At 57.8% G+C, this 14,555-nt stretch carries 16 protein-coding genes; 10 read left to right on the plus strand and 6 right to left on the minus strand.

Going from position 1 to position 14,555, the window contains the following annotated elements:
- Positions 1-2 precede the first annotated feature (2 nt).
- Both ACN0WX_RS09915 and ACN0WX_RS09920 read right to left on the minus strand, forming a co-directional pair.
- Positions 3-683, minus strand: a complete 681-nt coding sequence (locus tag ACN0WX_RS09915; protein WP_417622153.1) for a spermidine synthase — start codon at positions 681-683, stop codon at positions 3-5.
- A complete protein-coding gene (locus tag ACN0WX_RS09920; protein WP_417622154.1) occupies positions 680-1,393 on the minus strand; it encodes an SDR family NAD(P)-dependent oxidoreductase in 714 nt (237 codons plus the stop codon). Before ACN0WX_RS09920 ends, ACN0WX_RS09915 begins: the two co-directional genes overlap by 4 nt.
- 201 nt (positions 1,394-1,594) lie before the next feature.
- Here ACN0WX_RS09920 and sdhC point away from each other — a divergent pair, with 201 nt between their 5' ends.
- Genes sdhC through sdhA form a run of 3 tightly spaced genes read left to right on the plus strand, consistent with a single transcriptional unit; the run spans position 1,595 to position 4,242 of the window.
- Positions 1,595-2,005: a succinate dehydrogenase, cytochrome b556 subunit gene (gene sdhC, locus ACN0WX_RS09925; protein ID WP_417622155.1), complete on the plus strand. Its 411-nt coding sequence runs from the start codon at positions 1,595-1,597 to the stop codon at positions 2,003-2,005.
- An 18-nt stretch (positions 2,006-2,023) separates the two neighbouring features.
- Positions 2,024-2,413 carry a succinate dehydrogenase, hydrophobic membrane anchor protein gene (gene sdhD, locus ACN0WX_RS09930; RefSeq protein WP_417622156.1) on the plus strand — a complete coding sequence of 130 codons (390 nt, stop codon included), beginning with the start codon at positions 2,024-2,026 and terminating at the stop codon, positions 2,411-2,413.
- Complete coding sequence (gene sdhA / locus ACN0WX_RS09935) at positions 2,413-4,242, plus strand: succinate dehydrogenase flavoprotein subunit (protein ID WP_417622157.1); 1,830 nt, start codon at positions 2,413-2,415, stop codon at positions 4,240-4,242. Before sdhD ends, sdhA begins: the two co-directional genes overlap by 1 nt.
- A 312-nt stretch (positions 4,243-4,554) precedes the next feature.
- Here the strand turns inward: sdhA and ACN0WX_RS09940 are convergent, their stop codons facing one another.
- Entirely contained in the window at positions 4,555-4,845 is a 291-nt protein-coding gene (locus ACN0WX_RS09940) for a GIY-YIG nuclease family protein (protein ID WP_417622158.1), read from the minus strand.
- 140 nt (positions 4,846-4,985) lie between these two features.
- On the opposite strand from ACN0WX_RS09940, the gene ACN0WX_RS09945 reads away from it, so the two are divergent.
- A complete protein-coding gene (locus tag ACN0WX_RS09945; RefSeq protein ID WP_417622159.1) occupies positions 4,986-5,606 on the plus strand; it encodes a LysE family translocator in 621 nt (206 codons plus the stop codon).
- A gap of 27 nt (positions 5,607-5,633) precedes the next feature.
- Here ACN0WX_RS09945 and ACN0WX_RS09950 read toward each other — a convergent pair whose 3' ends face one another.
- Positions 5,634-6,125, minus strand: a complete 492-nt coding sequence (locus ACN0WX_RS09950; RefSeq protein ID WP_417622160.1) for a hypothetical protein — start codon at positions 6,123-6,125, stop codon at positions 5,634-5,636.
- Between the two features lie 22 nt (positions 6,126-6,147).
- The gene (locus tag ACN0WX_RS09955) at positions 6,148-7,296 is read right to left on the minus strand and encodes an alpha-hydroxy acid oxidase (RefSeq protein ID WP_417622161.1); all 1,149 of its coding nucleotides are present in this window, start codon (positions 7,294-7,296) and stop codon (positions 6,148-6,150) included.
- A 128-nt stretch (positions 7,297-7,424) separates the two neighbouring features.
- On the opposite strand from ACN0WX_RS09955, the gene creD reads away from it, so the two are divergent.
- Positions 7,425-8,840 (plus strand): cell envelope integrity protein CreD, encoded by a 1,416-nt coding sequence (creD, locus tag ACN0WX_RS09960; protein ID WP_417622162.1) that lies wholly within the window; start codon positions 7,425-7,427, stop codon positions 8,838-8,840.
- A gap of 41 nt (positions 8,841-8,881) precedes the next feature.
- Here the strand turns inward: creD and ACN0WX_RS09965 are convergent, their stop codons facing one another.
- Positions 8,882-9,790, minus strand: a complete 909-nt coding sequence (locus ACN0WX_RS09965; RefSeq protein WP_417622163.1) for a neutral zinc metallopeptidase — start codon at positions 9,788-9,790, stop codon at positions 8,882-8,884.
- Between the two features lie 126 nt (positions 9,791-9,916).
- Here ACN0WX_RS09965 and ACN0WX_RS09970 point away from each other — a divergent pair, with 126 nt between their 5' ends.
- The 5 genes from ACN0WX_RS09970 (at position 9,917) to ACN0WX_RS09990 (ending at position 14,498) form a co-directional block, all read left to right on the plus strand.
- Positions 9,917-10,702, plus strand: a complete 786-nt coding sequence (locus ACN0WX_RS09970) for a 3-hydroxybutyrate dehydrogenase (protein WP_417622164.1) — start codon at positions 9,917-9,919, stop codon at positions 10,700-10,702.
- Between the two features lie 88 nt (positions 10,703-10,790).
- Complete coding sequence (locus tag ACN0WX_RS09975; RefSeq protein ID WP_417622439.1) at positions 10,791-12,119, plus strand: amidohydrolase; 1,329 nt, start codon at positions 10,791-10,793, stop codon at positions 12,117-12,119.
- Positions 12,120-12,122: 3 nt separating this feature from the next.
- The gene (locus tag ACN0WX_RS09980) at positions 12,123-12,488 is read left to right on the plus strand and encodes a hypothetical protein (RefSeq protein WP_417622165.1); all 366 of its coding nucleotides are present in this window, start codon (positions 12,123-12,125) and stop codon (positions 12,486-12,488) included.
- Positions 12,489-12,651: 163 nt separating this feature from the next.
- On the plus strand, positions 12,652-13,071 hold the full coding sequence (locus ACN0WX_RS09985; protein WP_335655914.1) for a rubrerythrin family protein: 420 nt from the start codon (positions 12,652-12,654) through the stop codon (positions 13,069-13,071).
- Positions 13,072-13,166: 95 nt separating this feature from the next.
- Complete coding sequence (locus ACN0WX_RS09990; RefSeq protein ID WP_417622166.1) at positions 13,167-14,498, plus strand: (Fe-S)-binding protein; 1,332 nt, start codon at positions 13,167-13,169, stop codon at positions 14,496-14,498.
- Positions 14,499-14,555 lie beyond the last annotated feature (57 nt).

Genomic DNA, 14,555 nt, shown 5'->3' on the forward strand with positions numbered 1-14,555 from the left:
ATCTATCCGTTCTGTGCCAGCCAGATTGTATGTTTGGCCCCTTTGCCATTGCTCCGCGCAGGGACGGTTTTGACATCGACGGTAAAGCCGGATTTGTGCAGGCGCGAGGTGAACTTGCTGTCCCCCTCGCTCGACCATATCGCCAGGATGCCGTTGGACCGCAGTGCCTTTTTCGCCGTCGCCAGACCGGCCATGCTGTAAAGCCGGTCGTTGGCTTCGTGGGTCAGGCCATCGGGACCATTGTCGACATCCAGTAAAATGGCGTCATATTCGCGGTCGGCCCTCGCTATGATATCGCACACGTCGCCGACCGTCACTTTGACGCGGCTGTCGTCGAGACATTTTTGCGACAGATCCGCCATTGGTCCGCGCGCCCATTTGACGATGGCGGGAATTAGCTCGGCCACTTCGACATGCGCTTGCGGCGGCAAGACCGACAGGGCGGCGCGCAAGGTAAATCCCATGCCGTAGCCGCCAATCAACAGGCGCGGGTTTTTCACCTCCAGGCGTTCGCAGGCGAGGGTGGCCAGCGCCTCCTCCGATCCGCTGAGCCGACTGTTCATCAGTTCGATGCGTCCCAGCATGATCGAATATTCATCCGCACCCTTGAGCTCCCGGCGGAACAGGCGGAGTTCGCCGCCGCCGGGGATGGGCGCGGTATCGAGCAGTTCGCGGGCGATCATCGAACGAAACTTGCGCCATTGGCGTCGAGCACCGCGCCGGTCATGCTGGGCGGGGCATCGAGGGCGCAATAGCGGGCGATGGATGCGATTTCTTTCGGCTGGGCTACCCGCCCCAAAGGAATGTCGGCGAGCAATTTGTCGCCGCCGCGGCTTGCCAGATATTCTTCGGCCATGCCGGTCATGGTGAAGCCGGGGCAGATCGCGAAGGCCAGAACTTCGTCCCTGGCATAGGCGCGCGCTATCGTTTTGGTCATCGCCACCATGCCGGCTTTCGATGCCGCATAATGCCAGTGGTCGGGGCTGTCGCCGCGATAGGCGGCGCGGCTGGCGATATTGACGATCCGGCCCGGCTCATCGCGCGCCTGAAAATGCAGCACGGCGAGGCGGCACAGTTCGGCTGAGGAGGTGAGATTGATTGTCATGGTTCGATTCCAGCTTTCCAGCCAGTCATCGCTCTCGATCGGATTGGGTTCAAACAGCCCGGCATTGTTGATCAGTACGTCGATACGACCGTCGAACCTTTCAAGGGACTGTTGCCACAGTTCGGTTGCCGCGCCTTCCCGAGAAAAATCAGCCGCGATCAGGCCGTTCTTGCCTGTCGTGCTTTGTCCGATGACAACGACATTGTCCTGTTCAAGCGATTCGACGATGGCCTTGCCAATTCCGCGGCTGGCTCCCGTTACCAGTATATGTGTTTTTGCTTTGCTCATGCCCGATTGATTAGAACCACCCGGCGCTCTCGTCCATGGAAGATGCAGATTTCCTGCTTTGCCTCGCCGTCATATGATTTCGCACCAATAAAATGTCTAAATCATGTTCATCCGGTTTGCATGATACGCGCTTTTCGCTAAGGGAATGGTTCGATTTCAAAGACTCCGGCCAGGTCCGGGGAGATTGTTCAGGGGAAGACAATGGACGGCGTATCAGGTTCAGCATCGAACAGACCGCTTTCACCGCACCTGCAGGTGTATAAATGGGGGCCGCATATGCTGGTTTCCATTCTCCACCGGGTAACCGGTGACGGGATGGCTCTTGTCGGCGTACCGCTGCTGATATGGTGGCTCTATGCGATCGCTGCCGGTCCGGAAAGCTACGCATATTATCTGAGCTGGTTCAACTGGATGTATCTCGGATATATCATTCTCGTCGGCATGAGCTTTGCCTTTTTCGAGCATATGTATTCCGGCCTGCGCCATTTCGTGCTGGATGCCGGCGCGGGATATGAGCTGCAGACGAATAAAATGTGGGCGATCGCTGTCCCTCTGGCTGCGATCATCACCACCAGCGCGATGTGGCTCTGCATCGCTTTCAAGAATTTCTGACAGATTAGGAATCGGAACATGGGTTCAGGAACCAATATTGGCCGGGTACGCGGCCTCGGATCGGCGCAGGAAGGCGCGCATCACTGGATAGTGCAGCGGGTCACCGCAGTGAGCAATCTGCTGCTCGTCCTGTGGCTGGTCTTTTCGCTGGTACGGCTGCCGAATTTTGAACATGAGCTGCTGCTCGAGTGGCTGTCCTCGCCATTGGTGGCGGTGCCGATGATCCTGATGCTGATCAGCGTTTTCTGGCATTTGCGGCTGGGGCTGCAGGTATTGATCGAGGATTATGTTCCTGACCATGGCGTCAAATTCGGCCTGTTCATCCTGCTCAACTTTTTTGCCATCGGCGGCGCGTCACTCGGGATTTTCTCGGTCGCGAAAATCGCCTTTACCGGAGTGGCTGCATAATGCCCCAGACTGACAAGACAACATCCACCCAGCCTGCTTACAAGATCATTGATCATACCTATGACACCGTCGTTGTCGGTGCCGGCGGCTCTGGCCTGCGCGCCACCATGGGTGCCGCGGAATCCGGCCTGAAAACGGCCTGTATCACCAAGGTTTTTCCAACCCGTTCGCATACGGTTGCGGCGCAGGGCGGCATCGCCGCCTCGCTCGGCAACAATACGCCGGACCACTGGACCTGGCATATGTATGACACGGTCAAGGGGTCCGACTGGCTCGGCGACCAGGACGCGATCGAATATCTCGTGCGCGAAGCGCCGCAGGCGGTTTACGAGCTGGAACATGCCGGTGTGCCGTTCTCGCGCAATGAGGATGGCACCATCTACCAGCGCCCGTTCGGCGGTCACATGCAGAATATGGGCGAGGGGCCTCCGGTCCAGCGCACCTGCGCCGCGGCCGACCGTACCGGCCACGCCATGCTGCACGCGCTCTATCAGCAGAGCCTGAAATATGACGCGGATTTCTTCATCGAATATTTCGCCATCGACCTGATCATGGAAGACGGCGAGTGCCGCGGCGTGATCGCCATCTGTCTCGAAGACGGATCGATTCACCGGTTCCGCAGCCACGCCGTGGTGCTGGCGACCGGCGGGTCCGGACGCTGCTATTTCAGTGCGACCTCCGCCCATACCTGTACCGGTGACGGCGGCGGCATGGTGCTGCGCGCGGGTCTGCCGCTGCAGGACATGGAATTCGTCCAGTTTCACCCGACCGGTATCTACGGCGCGGGCGTGCTGATTACCGAAGGTGCACGCGGCGAGGGCGGTTATCTGACCAACAGCGAGGGCGAGCGTTTCATGGAACGCTATGCGCCGAGCGCCAAGGATCTGGCCAGCCGCGACGTGGTTTCGCGCTGCATGGCCACCGAAATCCGCGAAGGCCGCGGTGTCGGGCCGGAGAAGGATCATATCTATCTCCACCTCGACCATATCGCGCCGGAAGTGCTGGCCGAACGGCTTCCCGGCATCACCGAAACCGGCAAGATTTTTGCCGGCGTCGATCTGACCCGTGAGGCCCTGCCAGTGGTCCCGACGGTCCATTATAATATGGGCGGTATCCCCTGTAACTATCATGGCGAGGTGATCAATCCGACTGCGGATGATCCGGACGCCATCGTCGAAGGACTCTATGCCGTCGGCGAAGCGGCCTGTGTGTCGGTGCACGGCGCCAATCGTCTCGGCTCCAACTCGCTGATCGATCTCGTGGTCTTTGGCCGTGCAACCGGTTTGCGGCTGAAGGAAAAGCTGACACCCAATGGTGCGCACAAGCCATTGCGGGCGGATAGCGCCGATCTGGCGCTGGCCCGGCTCGACCATTTCCGCAACGCCAAGGGACCGATCCCGACTGCCGACCTACGCCTCGAAATGCAGAAGACGATGCAGGCGCACGCCGCCGTGTTCCGCGACAACAAGCTGCTCGAAGAGGGCGTTGCCGCGATGGACAAGGTCAATGCGAAGCTCGCCGATGTCGGGGTTACCGACCGTTCGCTGATCTGGAACACCGACCTGATCGAGACGCTGGAGCTCGACAATCTGATGAGCCAGGCGATGGTCACGATCAAGGCGGCCGCCAACCGCAAGGAAAGCCGCGGCGCGCATATGCAGGAAGACTATCCCGATCGCGACGACAAGGAGTGGATGAAGCACACCGTCATCACCTTCGAAGGCTGGGGCGGCAAGGGCGGCAAGAGCGAAATCAGCTACCGTCCGGTGCATGATTATACGCTGACCGATGAAGCGGAATATGTGAAGCCGAAGAAGCGGGTTTATTGATCGGGCTCAATCTCGCTGGACAGTGAGATGGCAAGGCGCGAAAAGCAACTGTTTAGCGAGATGTCACCCCAGCGCAGGCTGGGGCCTAACCCGGACTCGAATGAGGGAAGGCTGTTTCCTCAACGCGCTATTGGTTTGGGTGCCAGCCTTCGCTGGCATGACGGGTGATCGTGCGATATTCTGCTGCAGTCACCCCAGCGCAGGTTGGGGCCTAAACCGGACTTGAATGAGGGAAGGCTGTTTCCTCACCGCACCATTGGTTTGGCTGCCAGCCTTCGCTGGCATGACAGATTTGGAAACATGAGAGTATGATTAGGCATTCAAGTCATCCCACAAATCGCGCCACTGCGGATTGGCTTTGATAATCAGATCCGTTTTCCATCGGCGCTTCCACGCTTTCATCGCCTTCTCCCGAGCGATTGCTTCGTGGGGAGAAGAATATTCTTCGGTGTAGACCAGGCGATCGAGGCCATTTTCACGACAGAAATCAGAGCCGGTGCCGTTCTTGTGCTCGAATATTCGCGCGGGAAGACTGGTAGTCATACCAATGTAAAGCGTTCCGAACGGTTTGTTGGTCATGATATAGACATAGGCGCGTTTCATCAGTCTGTGAGTAAATGGAGACCGGTTTGGGTGCCAGCCTTCGTTGGCACGACAGGCTGCGTTGACTGAAACTGTCAATCCTGCTGATTAAAATCCATCCAATCTTGCCAACCGCCCCAATCCCGATAGAAGCATTACCAATGCTCGCCCCGATGCTTCCCTCCTTCCTGCTTGTCGCGTTGCTGCTCGAATTGACGCCGGGCCCGAATATGGGCTGGCTGGCGCTGCTCAGTGCCAGCGAGGGGAAGCGCGCCGGTTTTGCCGCGACGGCCGGGATCGGGCTGGGGCTGGCGATTATCGCGGCGGCCTCCGCTTTCGGGCTGGCCCAGCTGGCGCACCAGTCGGCTCTGGTTTTTGATTTGCTGCGCTATGCCGGAGCGGGCTTTCTGCTCTGGCTGGCCTGGGAGGCATGGATCGGGGAGCGGGACGTTTCGCCGTCGAAGATTCACAGGGATGGTAGCCCGGCAAAGCATTTTCGCCGCGGCCTGATCATCAATCTGCTCAATCCCAAGGCCGCCGTATTTTTTGTGGTCGTATTGCCCGGCTATATAGTCGTCAACGAGTCAGTCGCGGCGCAGACGATGCAACTCTCCGCCGCCTATGTCGGGATTGCGACGCTGATCCATGTCGTGATCGTGCTGTTTGCCGGACAGGCCCATGGCTGGCTGTTAAACAGCCCTTATGCGGGGCGGGTGCGACAGGGTTTTGCGGTGATGCTCGCTGTCATCGCCCTGTGGTTTTTTGTGGGAACGTTCCGCTAGAATTGGCGGCGTCGATCTGGCGTGGGCTCAGGGCCGCGCCGGCGCCTTGCACCCCTTTTGCAGCCCGACGCCTTTCAGAAACCCGCGCCTTACAGTGCCGGCATAGACGGCCTGATTATAGCGCCGCCGCTCGGCATTGGCACCGGTAACCTCGCCGATAATACCGCCAAATGGTATGATCGATCCGATCGCGCTGCCGGCCACCCGGCCAGCGGTTTCCTCACGTTTTTTGGCCAGGCTCTTGTCGACTGTTTCGTTGACATCAGGCCCCAGAACCTCGTTGAGCTCGCGCACTTCCCTGATAATTGCCGAACAGCTCCGCAGGCCGCTGAGGGAATAGGGATCATCCTGAATGTCTTTCAGTTTCTGGGGGACTTCCTTGCCGTCAAATGGCTCGGTGACCTTGTTGCCAGCGGCTTCCAGTGTTGAATCTTCCTGCGCGCCCGGTTGTGCGAACGCCGCGCTGCCCAGCATGCCGATGGCCAAGGTCAGGCCCAATATCTGTTTCATATGCTTCATCTCAATCCCCTGAACGCGCGGGTTACCGAAATCGCAGATTGTCGCGGTTCAACTGATTAACTGCTGTGACGCCCATTAGTTTCATATCGCGTTCGATCTCAGCTTGCAGCAAAGAAAGGATTCGCTCAACCCCGGGCTGTCCGGCAGCAGCGAGGGCATAGAGATAGAGACGCCCGCCGGAACAGGCCTTGGCACCGACGCTGAGTGCCTTCAGTACATGGCTGCCGCGGGTGATGCCGCCGTCGCAGATCACGTCGATCCGATCGCCTACCGCATCGCAAATCTCGGCCAGCTGATCAAAGGGCGCGCGCGACCCGTCGAGCTGCCGCCCGCCATGGTTGGACACCATGATCGCGGTGGCACCGATATCGACCGCGCGCCTTGCATCGTCCACCGACATGATTCCCTTCAGGCAGAATTCGCCGCCCCAGTCCTTGGCAATTTCCTCCGCCATTTTCCAGTCGAGCGACTGGTCGAGCATGTTGGTGAAATAATCGGCCACGGAATTGGGAACGCTGGTTCCTTCCGAAACATGATCCTTCAAATTGGAAAGCTCGAATTTGTCGCGGAACATATAATTCAGACCCCAGGCGGGTTTGGCCGCATAGCTCCAGAAGCTGGCCGGGGTTATTCTTGGCGGGCTGGTGAATCCCGAACGCAGACAACGTTCTCTATTCCCACCAACAATCGTATCGACGGTCAGGGTGAGCGCATCAAATTTTGCTGCCTTGCAGCGTTCGACCATCGACCGGTTGAGCCCCTTGTCCTTGTGGACATAGAGCTGAAACATTTTTGGCGTACTGATACTCGATCCGATTTCCTCGATGCTCACCGTGGCCAGCGAGGAAATGCCGAAATAGGTTCCGAATTTTTCTGCGGCCCGGGCCACGGCACGCTCCCCCTGCCAGTGGAACAGACGCTGCAGGGCGGTGGGGGAAAGGAATAGCGGCATTGCCAGCTTCTGACCCATGACCGTCGTGCTCATATCGATATTTTCTACACCGGCGAGGACATTGGGAATCAGATCGCAGCGTTCGTAAGCCGCCGTGTTGCGCCGCCGCGTTACCTCGTCATCGGCGGCGCCATCAATATAGTCAAATATCGGAAAGGGCAGGCGTTTCTTCGCGAGTGCGCGAAAGTCGTTCACATTGTGGCAATCGGAAATATTCATAAAGGCCTTTCGATTCGACGCTCGTGTGGCTCGACTCGTCGTAAGGAGTGAAGCGATCTTGCGAGGGAGTTTAGACGATCATGCGCGTCTCGCAAGCAACCTTTGTGTTGACTGAGGAGGGAAATATCATGGCAGAATTCCAAAACGACACGGGCAATCTGCCCAAGCCCGAGCGATCCCCCGGCGGAAAATTTTTGCTCGTCCTGCTGATGGGCTTTTTGCTGACCATACCGTTGTTCGCTACCTGGCTGCTGGTTTACGACCGGCAAAGTCAGAGTGAAACCGCACAACAGTCGATTGTTTCGGGCTGGGGCGGGGAGCAGGTGTTTGCCGGGCCAAAGCTGGTGCTGCCTTATACCGCCGCGGTGCAGGAAACCGTCGAGCAAAATGGCAAGAGCGTGACCCGCACCAATATCGTGAAGCGCGAATTATATCTGGCACCGGAGAAGGTGACGCTGGATAGTGCGCTCAAAACGCAGACCAGGAAACGGGCGATCTATGAAGTCGTTGTCTATGATACAAATGTCGTTGGTTCAGCTGCGTTCAGACTGCCGGATGACTTTGAGCGCAATGGTATTGCAAAGTCGGATATCGATTTCACCCGTGCGGAGCTGCGTTTCGGATTGTCCGATGCGCGCGGGCTCGCGGGCAACAACAGCGTAACCGTAGACGGCCAGAAGCTGACGCTGAAACCCGGAAACGGTCTCGGAGAAACCGGCAACAGCGGATTTTTTGCCTGGGTCGATGCCAGCAAGCTGATCGATGGCGAAGTGAAGGCGGATTTTGCGGTCCGCTTCAAGGGCAATGAAAGCCTGACCATCGCGCCGCATGCCGGTCAGACCTTATGGACCGTCCGGTCGAAATGGCCGCATCCGAGCTTCACCGGAAGCTTCTTGCCCGAAACCGAGGACACAAAAGTCACCGATCAGGGGTTTGAAGCGAAATATGTTATCACTAATCTCGCTCTCGGGACATCGCTGGTCGCCATGCAGGCCGGGCAGCAGGTCTTTCCTGACACCGTCGTTCAGAGCCCCCGCTATGACTCTGGCGGCGGTGCGGCGGCCAGTGCAACGGTCAATCTGATCCAGCCGGTCGACCTCTACGGGCAGGTGGACCGCGCTGCCAAATATGGCTTTCTGATCATCGGCTTTACCTTTGTGGCATTTCTGCTGTTTGACCTGATTGGCGGCGTGCGGATTTCGTCGGTGCAATATATATTGATTGGTGCCGCTCTGGTGTTGTTTTTCGTGCTGCTGCTGGCTTTTGCCGAGATTATCGGTTTTGCCCTGGCCTTTGTCGCGGCGTCTGCAGCGACGATCGGACTGATCACGGCCTATTCGGCATCGGTTCTGTCCAGCTGGCGCAAGGCAGCTTCGATCGGAGGGTTGCTGGCGGGGCTCTATGGAGTAATCTACATATTGCTAAGCCTGCAGGCTTATTCGCTGCTCATCGGTTCGCTGCTGATATTCGCAGCGCTGGCAGGTGTGATGTACGTGACTCGACGACTGGACTGGTCAAACAGTTTGAGCCGCAACCGGGCATAGCAGAAAACCGGGCTCCGGCGCGCTGCCGGAGCCCGGTTTTTCTATACCGCACCGCGTGCGAATGTATCGCAGCTATTCGGATCGCCGGTCTGCATGCCCTTGCGCAGCCACGCCATGCGCTGTGCGGAACTGCCATGGGTGAACATGCTTTCCACCGGACGCTGCCCGGCTCCGCGCATCAGCGTATCATCGCCGATCGCATGCGCGGCATTGAGGCCTTCCTCGACATCGCCGGGTTCCATCCGGTTGGCATTTTGCGCCGCCCAGACGCCAGCATAACAGTCTGCCTGCAATTCCATCCGGACCTGCAGCGCATTGCCTTCGGCCTTGCTCGCGCGGCGCTGCGCATTGCGCACCTGATCAGCTACGCCCGTCAGATTCTGGATATGGTGACCCACTTCATGGGCGATGACATAAGCCTGCGCAAAGTCGCCCTTGGCGCCCATGCGGGATGACATTTCGCGGAAGAAGCTGGTGTCGAGATAGACGCCCTGATCCGCTGGGCAATAGAAGGGGCCCATCGCAGCCTGCGCGGCACCGCAACCGGACTGGCCGGACTGGTCATAAAAGGTGAGCGTGGTCGGACGATAGCGCTGGCCCTGTTGCTGGAAAAGCTTCGACCATGTCTGTTCGGTGGAAGCAAGCACCTGGCAGGCGAATCGTTCTTCCTGCGTATCACACGCGACATTGGTACCAGCGCTTTGCGATTGTGAACCTGCTGCACCCGTACCATCGGCCAGTTGCAGGCCACCGCCGCCAAAATACAGGAACGCCAGAGCGGCGCCGCCGATAAGCAATATCGTGCCGCAGCCCAGTTTTCGTCCCAACAGCATCGGCAGGAAACTCAACAGCAGGCCAAGCCCGCCGCCACCACCGCCGCCAAAACCCCGGCCGCCACCACGGCCCTGGTCGCGAACATTCTTGCTGGGGTCCAGATCGTCTAAACGCATTACATTTCTCCTCGTGCCTTCCCAATTCGCCTGATTCAGGAAAAAGCGCAAGCGCCGGTGATTTCTTTTACAAAAGCATTGCAGTCCGTAGCGACTGTTTTAAGGTCAGCACAAAGGAGAATATGCATGTTTCTAAAAGGCAAGACTGCGCTGATTACGGGCTCCACATCTGGTATTGGCGGTGGCTATGCAAAGGCACTGGCGGCGGAAGGCGCTGCGGTTATGATCAACGGATTTGGTGATGCGAGCGAGATTGAAGCCCTGCGCCAGGAACTCGAGACGCTCAGCGGCACCAAGGCGGCTTACAGTAGTGCGGACATGACCAAATCGGAAGAAATCCGGCAAATGTGCAGCGATTGCGCAGAGCAACTGGGGACGGTCGATATCCTGATCAACAATGCCGGTATCCAGTTTGTCGCTCCCGTGGACGAGTTTCCCGAGGACAAGTGGAATGCGGTGATGGATATCATCATGAACAGCGCTTTCCACGCAACCAAGGCGGTGTTGCCGGGGATGAAGGAAAAGGGCTGGGGCCGGATCATCAACACTGGTTCGATGCACAGCAAGGTCGCAAGCCCTTATAAGTCGGCCTATAACGCGGCCAAGCATGCGATTGACGGGTTCGGCAAGACGGTGGCTCTGGAAGTGGCGCAGCAGGGGATCACGGTGAACACGATTTCGCCGGGCTATACCTGGACGCCGCTGGTCGAGGGGCAGATCCCCAATACCATGGAAGTTCGGGGCCTGACACGGGAGCAGGTGATCAATGACGTGTTGCTGGCACCGCAACCGACGAAGGAATTTGTCCAGATCGACCAAATTGGTGCGCTGGCGCTGTTTCTGTGCAAGGATGAAGCCCGGTCGATTACCGGCGCGAATATATCGATTGACGGTGGCTGGACGGCGCAGTGATGCGGTATTCGGTATCGCGAGCCTGGTGGCAGGGCTGACAAGCGCCGGTGACCGGATTGGTCAGCGGCGGATAAAGATAATGATGAGGATGAATATGCGGAATTTCACGAAACTGGGTTTAATGGCAGCGGCATCGGTTATGGCGGTCTCGCCAGCGCAGGCAGACGGATTGAACGATGCCATCGCGGCCGACCTGCCATCGCTGATGGAAATTTATCGCGATCTGCATAGCAATCCCGAGCTGAGCGGCGAGGAAGTGCGGACCGCTGCAAAATTGGCCGCAGAGGCGCGGCGTCTTGGATTTACCGTGACCGAAAAAGTCGGTGGCACCGGCGTCGTTGCAGTGATGAAAAACGGCGATGGCCCCACGGTGATGCTGCGCGCCGATATGGACGGCCTGCCGCTCGAGGAAAAAACCGGGCTGGCCTATGCCTCGAAGGTGAAGGCGAAAACCCGGCAGGGCAATGACACATATGTCATGCACGCTTGCGGCCATGATACCCATATGACTGGCTGGGTTGCGGCGGCCCGGCAATTGTCGGCGCGCAAGGATGAATGGAGCGGGACGCTGGTGATGATCCTGCAGCCGGCCGAAGAGACGGGCGAAGGCGCTCTCGCGATGCTCGAAGACGGACTATACAGCCGGTTCCCCAAGCCGGACTATGCACTCGCCTTCCACGATGCGGCTGGTGCACCGGCTGGCTATATCGGATATGCGCCGGGCTTCGCTCTCGCCAATGTCGATAGCGTTGATATTCTGGTCAAGGGCGTCGGCGGTCACGGTGCCTATCCGCATACCACGAAGGATCCGGTGGTTCTTGCGAGCCGCATCGTCGGTGCACTGCAGACGCTGGTCAGCCGAGAGATTGATCCGCAGGACCCGGCGGTTGTAACTGTGGGCAGTTTTCAGGCCGGTTCCAAGCATAATATCATTTCCGATGAAGCCTTGTTGCTGATTACCGTCCGCAGCTATGGCGACGAAACCCGCGCGAAGCTGCTCGACGGCATCAAGCGCATTGCCCGCGGCGAGGCGATCACCGGCGGAATGCCGGAGGACCGGATGCCGGTTGTATCCGTCCGTGAGGCAGAGTTCACGCCGGCGACCTACAATAGTCCGGAGTTCACCGTGGAAATGGCCAAGCTGTTTGAAACGCGCTTTGGCAAGGACCGGGTCGTGCAGTCAAAACCGGTCATGGGCGGCGAGGACTTCAGCCGCTATCGCCGCGCCGACGAGACCGTCAACAGCATGATTTTCTGGGTCGGGGGCGTCCCGATGGCGGAATATAAGGCAGCGGAAACCGAGGGCACAAAATTGCCGTCGCTGCACAGTCCGTTCTGGGCACCCGATGCAGAGAAAGTGATTGCGACCGGTGCCGAGGCCCTGACCGCTGCGACTTTGAGCATCATGAAGAAATAGCAAATGGGTTGGCGGCGCGCCTTTTTTGTGCCTTTGATCTGTTCCGGAACATTGTTCGCTGCGCCAGCCGTCGGAAAACTGGATCCGGACTATTTTGAAGGCCGCTGGTCCTTTCTTGAAGAAAGCTGCCAGCTGCCGACCAACTGGACGATGATATCCGGAGGGAATTTTGTTTCCGAAGATCTGGTCGGGACCTGGGGCGTGCAAGAGGGAAAGCTGGTCCTGAGCCTTACTGACCTTGCCGTTGACGAAGAAACAGGAGAATCCGGTGGCCGATTTTTGATGGAGGGTCCGGTCACGATAGTAGATCATGACCGCTTTGATTTTTCCATCCTGCCTGATGTCTATCAGCTGAAACGCTGCCCTTGATTACTAATCGCTATTGCGAATAAGTCGCAAACTATTGATTGATAATTCCGATTGAGAAAGATCAAAAAATTCGATGGAGTGGAGCCTCGTGCGGGCGTAAAGTTTCGCCACTCCGATTCTTGAAATCGGTAGATATTTCATCCACGTCAAACAGGAGAAGAACATGGGACTTGCGGGAAGCAAAACCGAACAGAATTTGAAAGACGCCTTTGCCGGAGAAAGTCAGGCAAACCGCCGGTACCTCTATTTCGCTCAGAAAGCCGATATCGAAGGTTATAATGACGTAGCCGCCGTGTTCCGGTCGACTGCAGAGGGTGAAACCGGGCACGCGCATGGCCATCTCGAATTTCTCGAAGAAGTTGGTGATCCGGCAACCGGCGAACCGATTGGCGCGACTTCCGACAATCTGAAATCGGCGATCGCCGGTGAAACCCACGAATATACTGATATGTATCCGGGCATGGCGAAGTCGGCCCGCGAAGAAGGCTTTGATGAAATTGCCGACTGGTTCGAAACGCTTGCAAAAGCGGAAAAGAGCCACGCTGGTAAATTCCAGAAAACACTGGAATCGATGGACGCTTGATCCGGCAATTCCAAAAATCGTGCCGTTGCCCAACGGGCGGCGGCACGATTTTTTCCATTTGTATATTTCGCCCTTAGGGCATCAGAGAGCATATCATGAAAGAAGGCAGTCTGGGCGCTCCCATGCGCCATCCGATTCCCTGGCAGGACGAATCCTATTATGACGAGGAAGCGCTGGATCAGGAACTGCGCCGGGTCTTTGATATTTGTCATGGTTGCCGCCGGTGCTTCAACCTGTGCGACAGTTTTCCGCAGCTTTTCGATCTGATTGATGAAAGCCCCAATGAGGAAGTGGAGGATCTCAGCGCAGGGGATATCAAGAATGTCGTCGACGCCTGCACGCTCTGCGATATGTGCTTCATGGTCAAATGTCCCTATGTGCCACCGCATGAATTTGATCTCGATTTTCCGCACCTCATGCTGCGCCACCGCGCTGTCGAGAACCGCAAGGGACAGACCGGCTTTGTTGACAAGCAGCTCGCCGAAATCGACCGGAATGCCAAGCTGGCAGGAACATTTGCGGCAGCTGCCAATTGGGCTGCCGACCAGAATAACGGGCTGACCCGCAGTATATTGCAAAGCGTCGCCGGTATCGACAAGCGCGCGCATCTGCCGGAATTTGAAGATGTGCCGCTAACTTACCAGCATGTCGGTCACGGTCCTGTGGCCAATGCAGATGCTCCGGCTTTTGGTCGCAAGGCGGCGATCTATGCGACCTGCTATGGCAATTTCAATGATCAGACCGCCGGCAAGGCCGCGCTCGACGTGCTCTCGCACAATGGTGTGCAGACGCGGGTAGAATATCCCGCCTGCTGCGGCATGCCAAAACTGGAAAATGGTGACTTGCCAGCGGTGGCTTCTTCCGCCGAGGAGGTCGCAGCCTTTTTTGAACCGATTATCGATGAAGGTTATGACATTGTCGCCCTGACACCGAGTTGCGCGCTGATGATGAAATTCGAATGGCCGCTGATCCTGCCGGACAACGAGGCGGTGAAAAAGCTGGCAGCGGCGACACGCGATCTGAGCGAATATATCGTCGAGATTGCCGGGGATAGCGGGCTCGTTCCGATGGAACCGATGGACGCCAAAATCGGTATCCACTTCGCATGCCACAGCCGCGCCCAGAATATGGGGCCCAAGGCGATGCAGATGCTGAAACTGATCCCGGAAGCCAAGCCGGCGATTACCGAGCGATGCTCCGGTCACGGCGGGAAATGGGGGATTTTCAAGGAAAATTTCGACAAGGCTGTCAAGGTCGGTCGCCCCGCGGCACGCGCGGTCGCGAAAGGTGATCCCGATTATATGGTTAGCGAATGTCCGCTGGCCGGGCCGCATCTGAAGCAGATTATGGAAAGCGGCGGACAGGCGAACGTGCCGGAACGGATCGGTCACCCGATTGAATTGCTTGCCAAGGCTTACGGTTTTTAAGTCCAGATCCGGCTGTTCACTTGGTCGCTCCGGATGGATGTACAGACTTTTTGAGGA

The organism is Parasphingorhabdus sp. (assembly GCF_048269915.1).
Lineage (GTDB): Bacteria > Pseudomonadota > Alphaproteobacteria > Sphingomonadales > Sphingomonadaceae > Parasphingorhabdus.

What these genes read in the sequence shown, in the direction of transcription:
- ACN0WX_RS09915 (WP_417622153.1), bottom strand. Translation starts at nt 683, where the DNA reads ATGATCGCCCGCGAACTGCTCGATACCGCGCCCATCCCCGGCGGCGGC.
- ACN0WX_RS09920 (WP_417622154.1), bottom strand. Translation starts at nt 1,393, where the DNA reads ATGAGCAAAGCAAAAACACATATACTGGTAACGGGAGCCAGCCGCGGA.
- sdhC (WP_417622155.1), top strand. Translation starts at nt 1,595, where the DNA reads ATGGACGGCGTATCAGGTTCAGCATCGAACAGACCGCTTTCACCGCAC.
- sdhD (WP_417622156.1), top strand. Translation starts at nt 2,024, where the DNA reads ATGGGTTCAGGAACCAATATTGGCCGGGTACGCGGCCTCGGATCGGCG.
- sdhA (WP_417622157.1), top strand. Translation starts at nt 2,413, where the DNA reads ATGCCCCAGACTGACAAGACAACATCCACCCAGCCTGCTTACAAGATC.
- ACN0WX_RS09940 (WP_417622158.1), bottom strand. Translation starts at nt 4,845, where the DNA reads ATGAAACGCGCCTATGTCTATATCATGACCAACAAACCGTTCGGAACG.
- ACN0WX_RS09945 (WP_417622159.1), top strand. Translation starts at nt 4,986, where the DNA reads ATGCTCGCCCCGATGCTTCCCTCCTTCCTGCTTGTCGCGTTGCTGCTC.
- ACN0WX_RS09950 (WP_417622160.1), bottom strand. Translation starts at nt 6,125, where the DNA reads ATGAAGCATATGAAACAGATATTGGGCCTGACCTTGGCCATCGGCATG.
- ACN0WX_RS09955 (WP_417622161.1), bottom strand. Translation starts at nt 7,296, where the DNA reads ATGAATATTTCCGATTGCCACAATGTGAACGACTTTCGCGCACTCGCG.
- creD (WP_417622162.1), top strand. Translation starts at nt 7,425, where the DNA reads ATGGCAGAATTCCAAAACGACACGGGCAATCTGCCCAAGCCCGAGCGA.
- ACN0WX_RS09965 (WP_417622163.1), bottom strand. Translation starts at nt 9,790, where the DNA reads ATGCGTTTAGACGATCTGGACCCCAGCAAGAATGTTCGCGACCAGGGC.
- ACN0WX_RS09970 (WP_417622164.1), top strand. Translation starts at nt 9,917, where the DNA reads ATGTTTCTAAAAGGCAAGACTGCGCTGATTACGGGCTCCACATCTGGT.
- ACN0WX_RS09975 (WP_417622439.1), top strand. Translation starts at nt 10,791, where the DNA reads ATGAATATGCGGAATTTCACGAAACTGGGTTTAATGGCAGCGGCATCG.
- ACN0WX_RS09980 (WP_417622165.1), top strand. Translation starts at nt 12,123, where the DNA reads ATGGGTTGGCGGCGCGCCTTTTTTGTGCCTTTGATCTGTTCCGGAACA.
- ACN0WX_RS09985 (WP_335655914.1), top strand. Translation starts at nt 12,652, where the DNA reads ATGGGACTTGCGGGAAGCAAAACCGAACAGAATTTGAAAGACGCCTTT.
- ACN0WX_RS09990 (WP_417622166.1), top strand. Translation starts at nt 13,167, where the DNA reads ATGAAAGAAGGCAGTCTGGGCGCTCCCATGCGCCATCCGATTCCCTGG.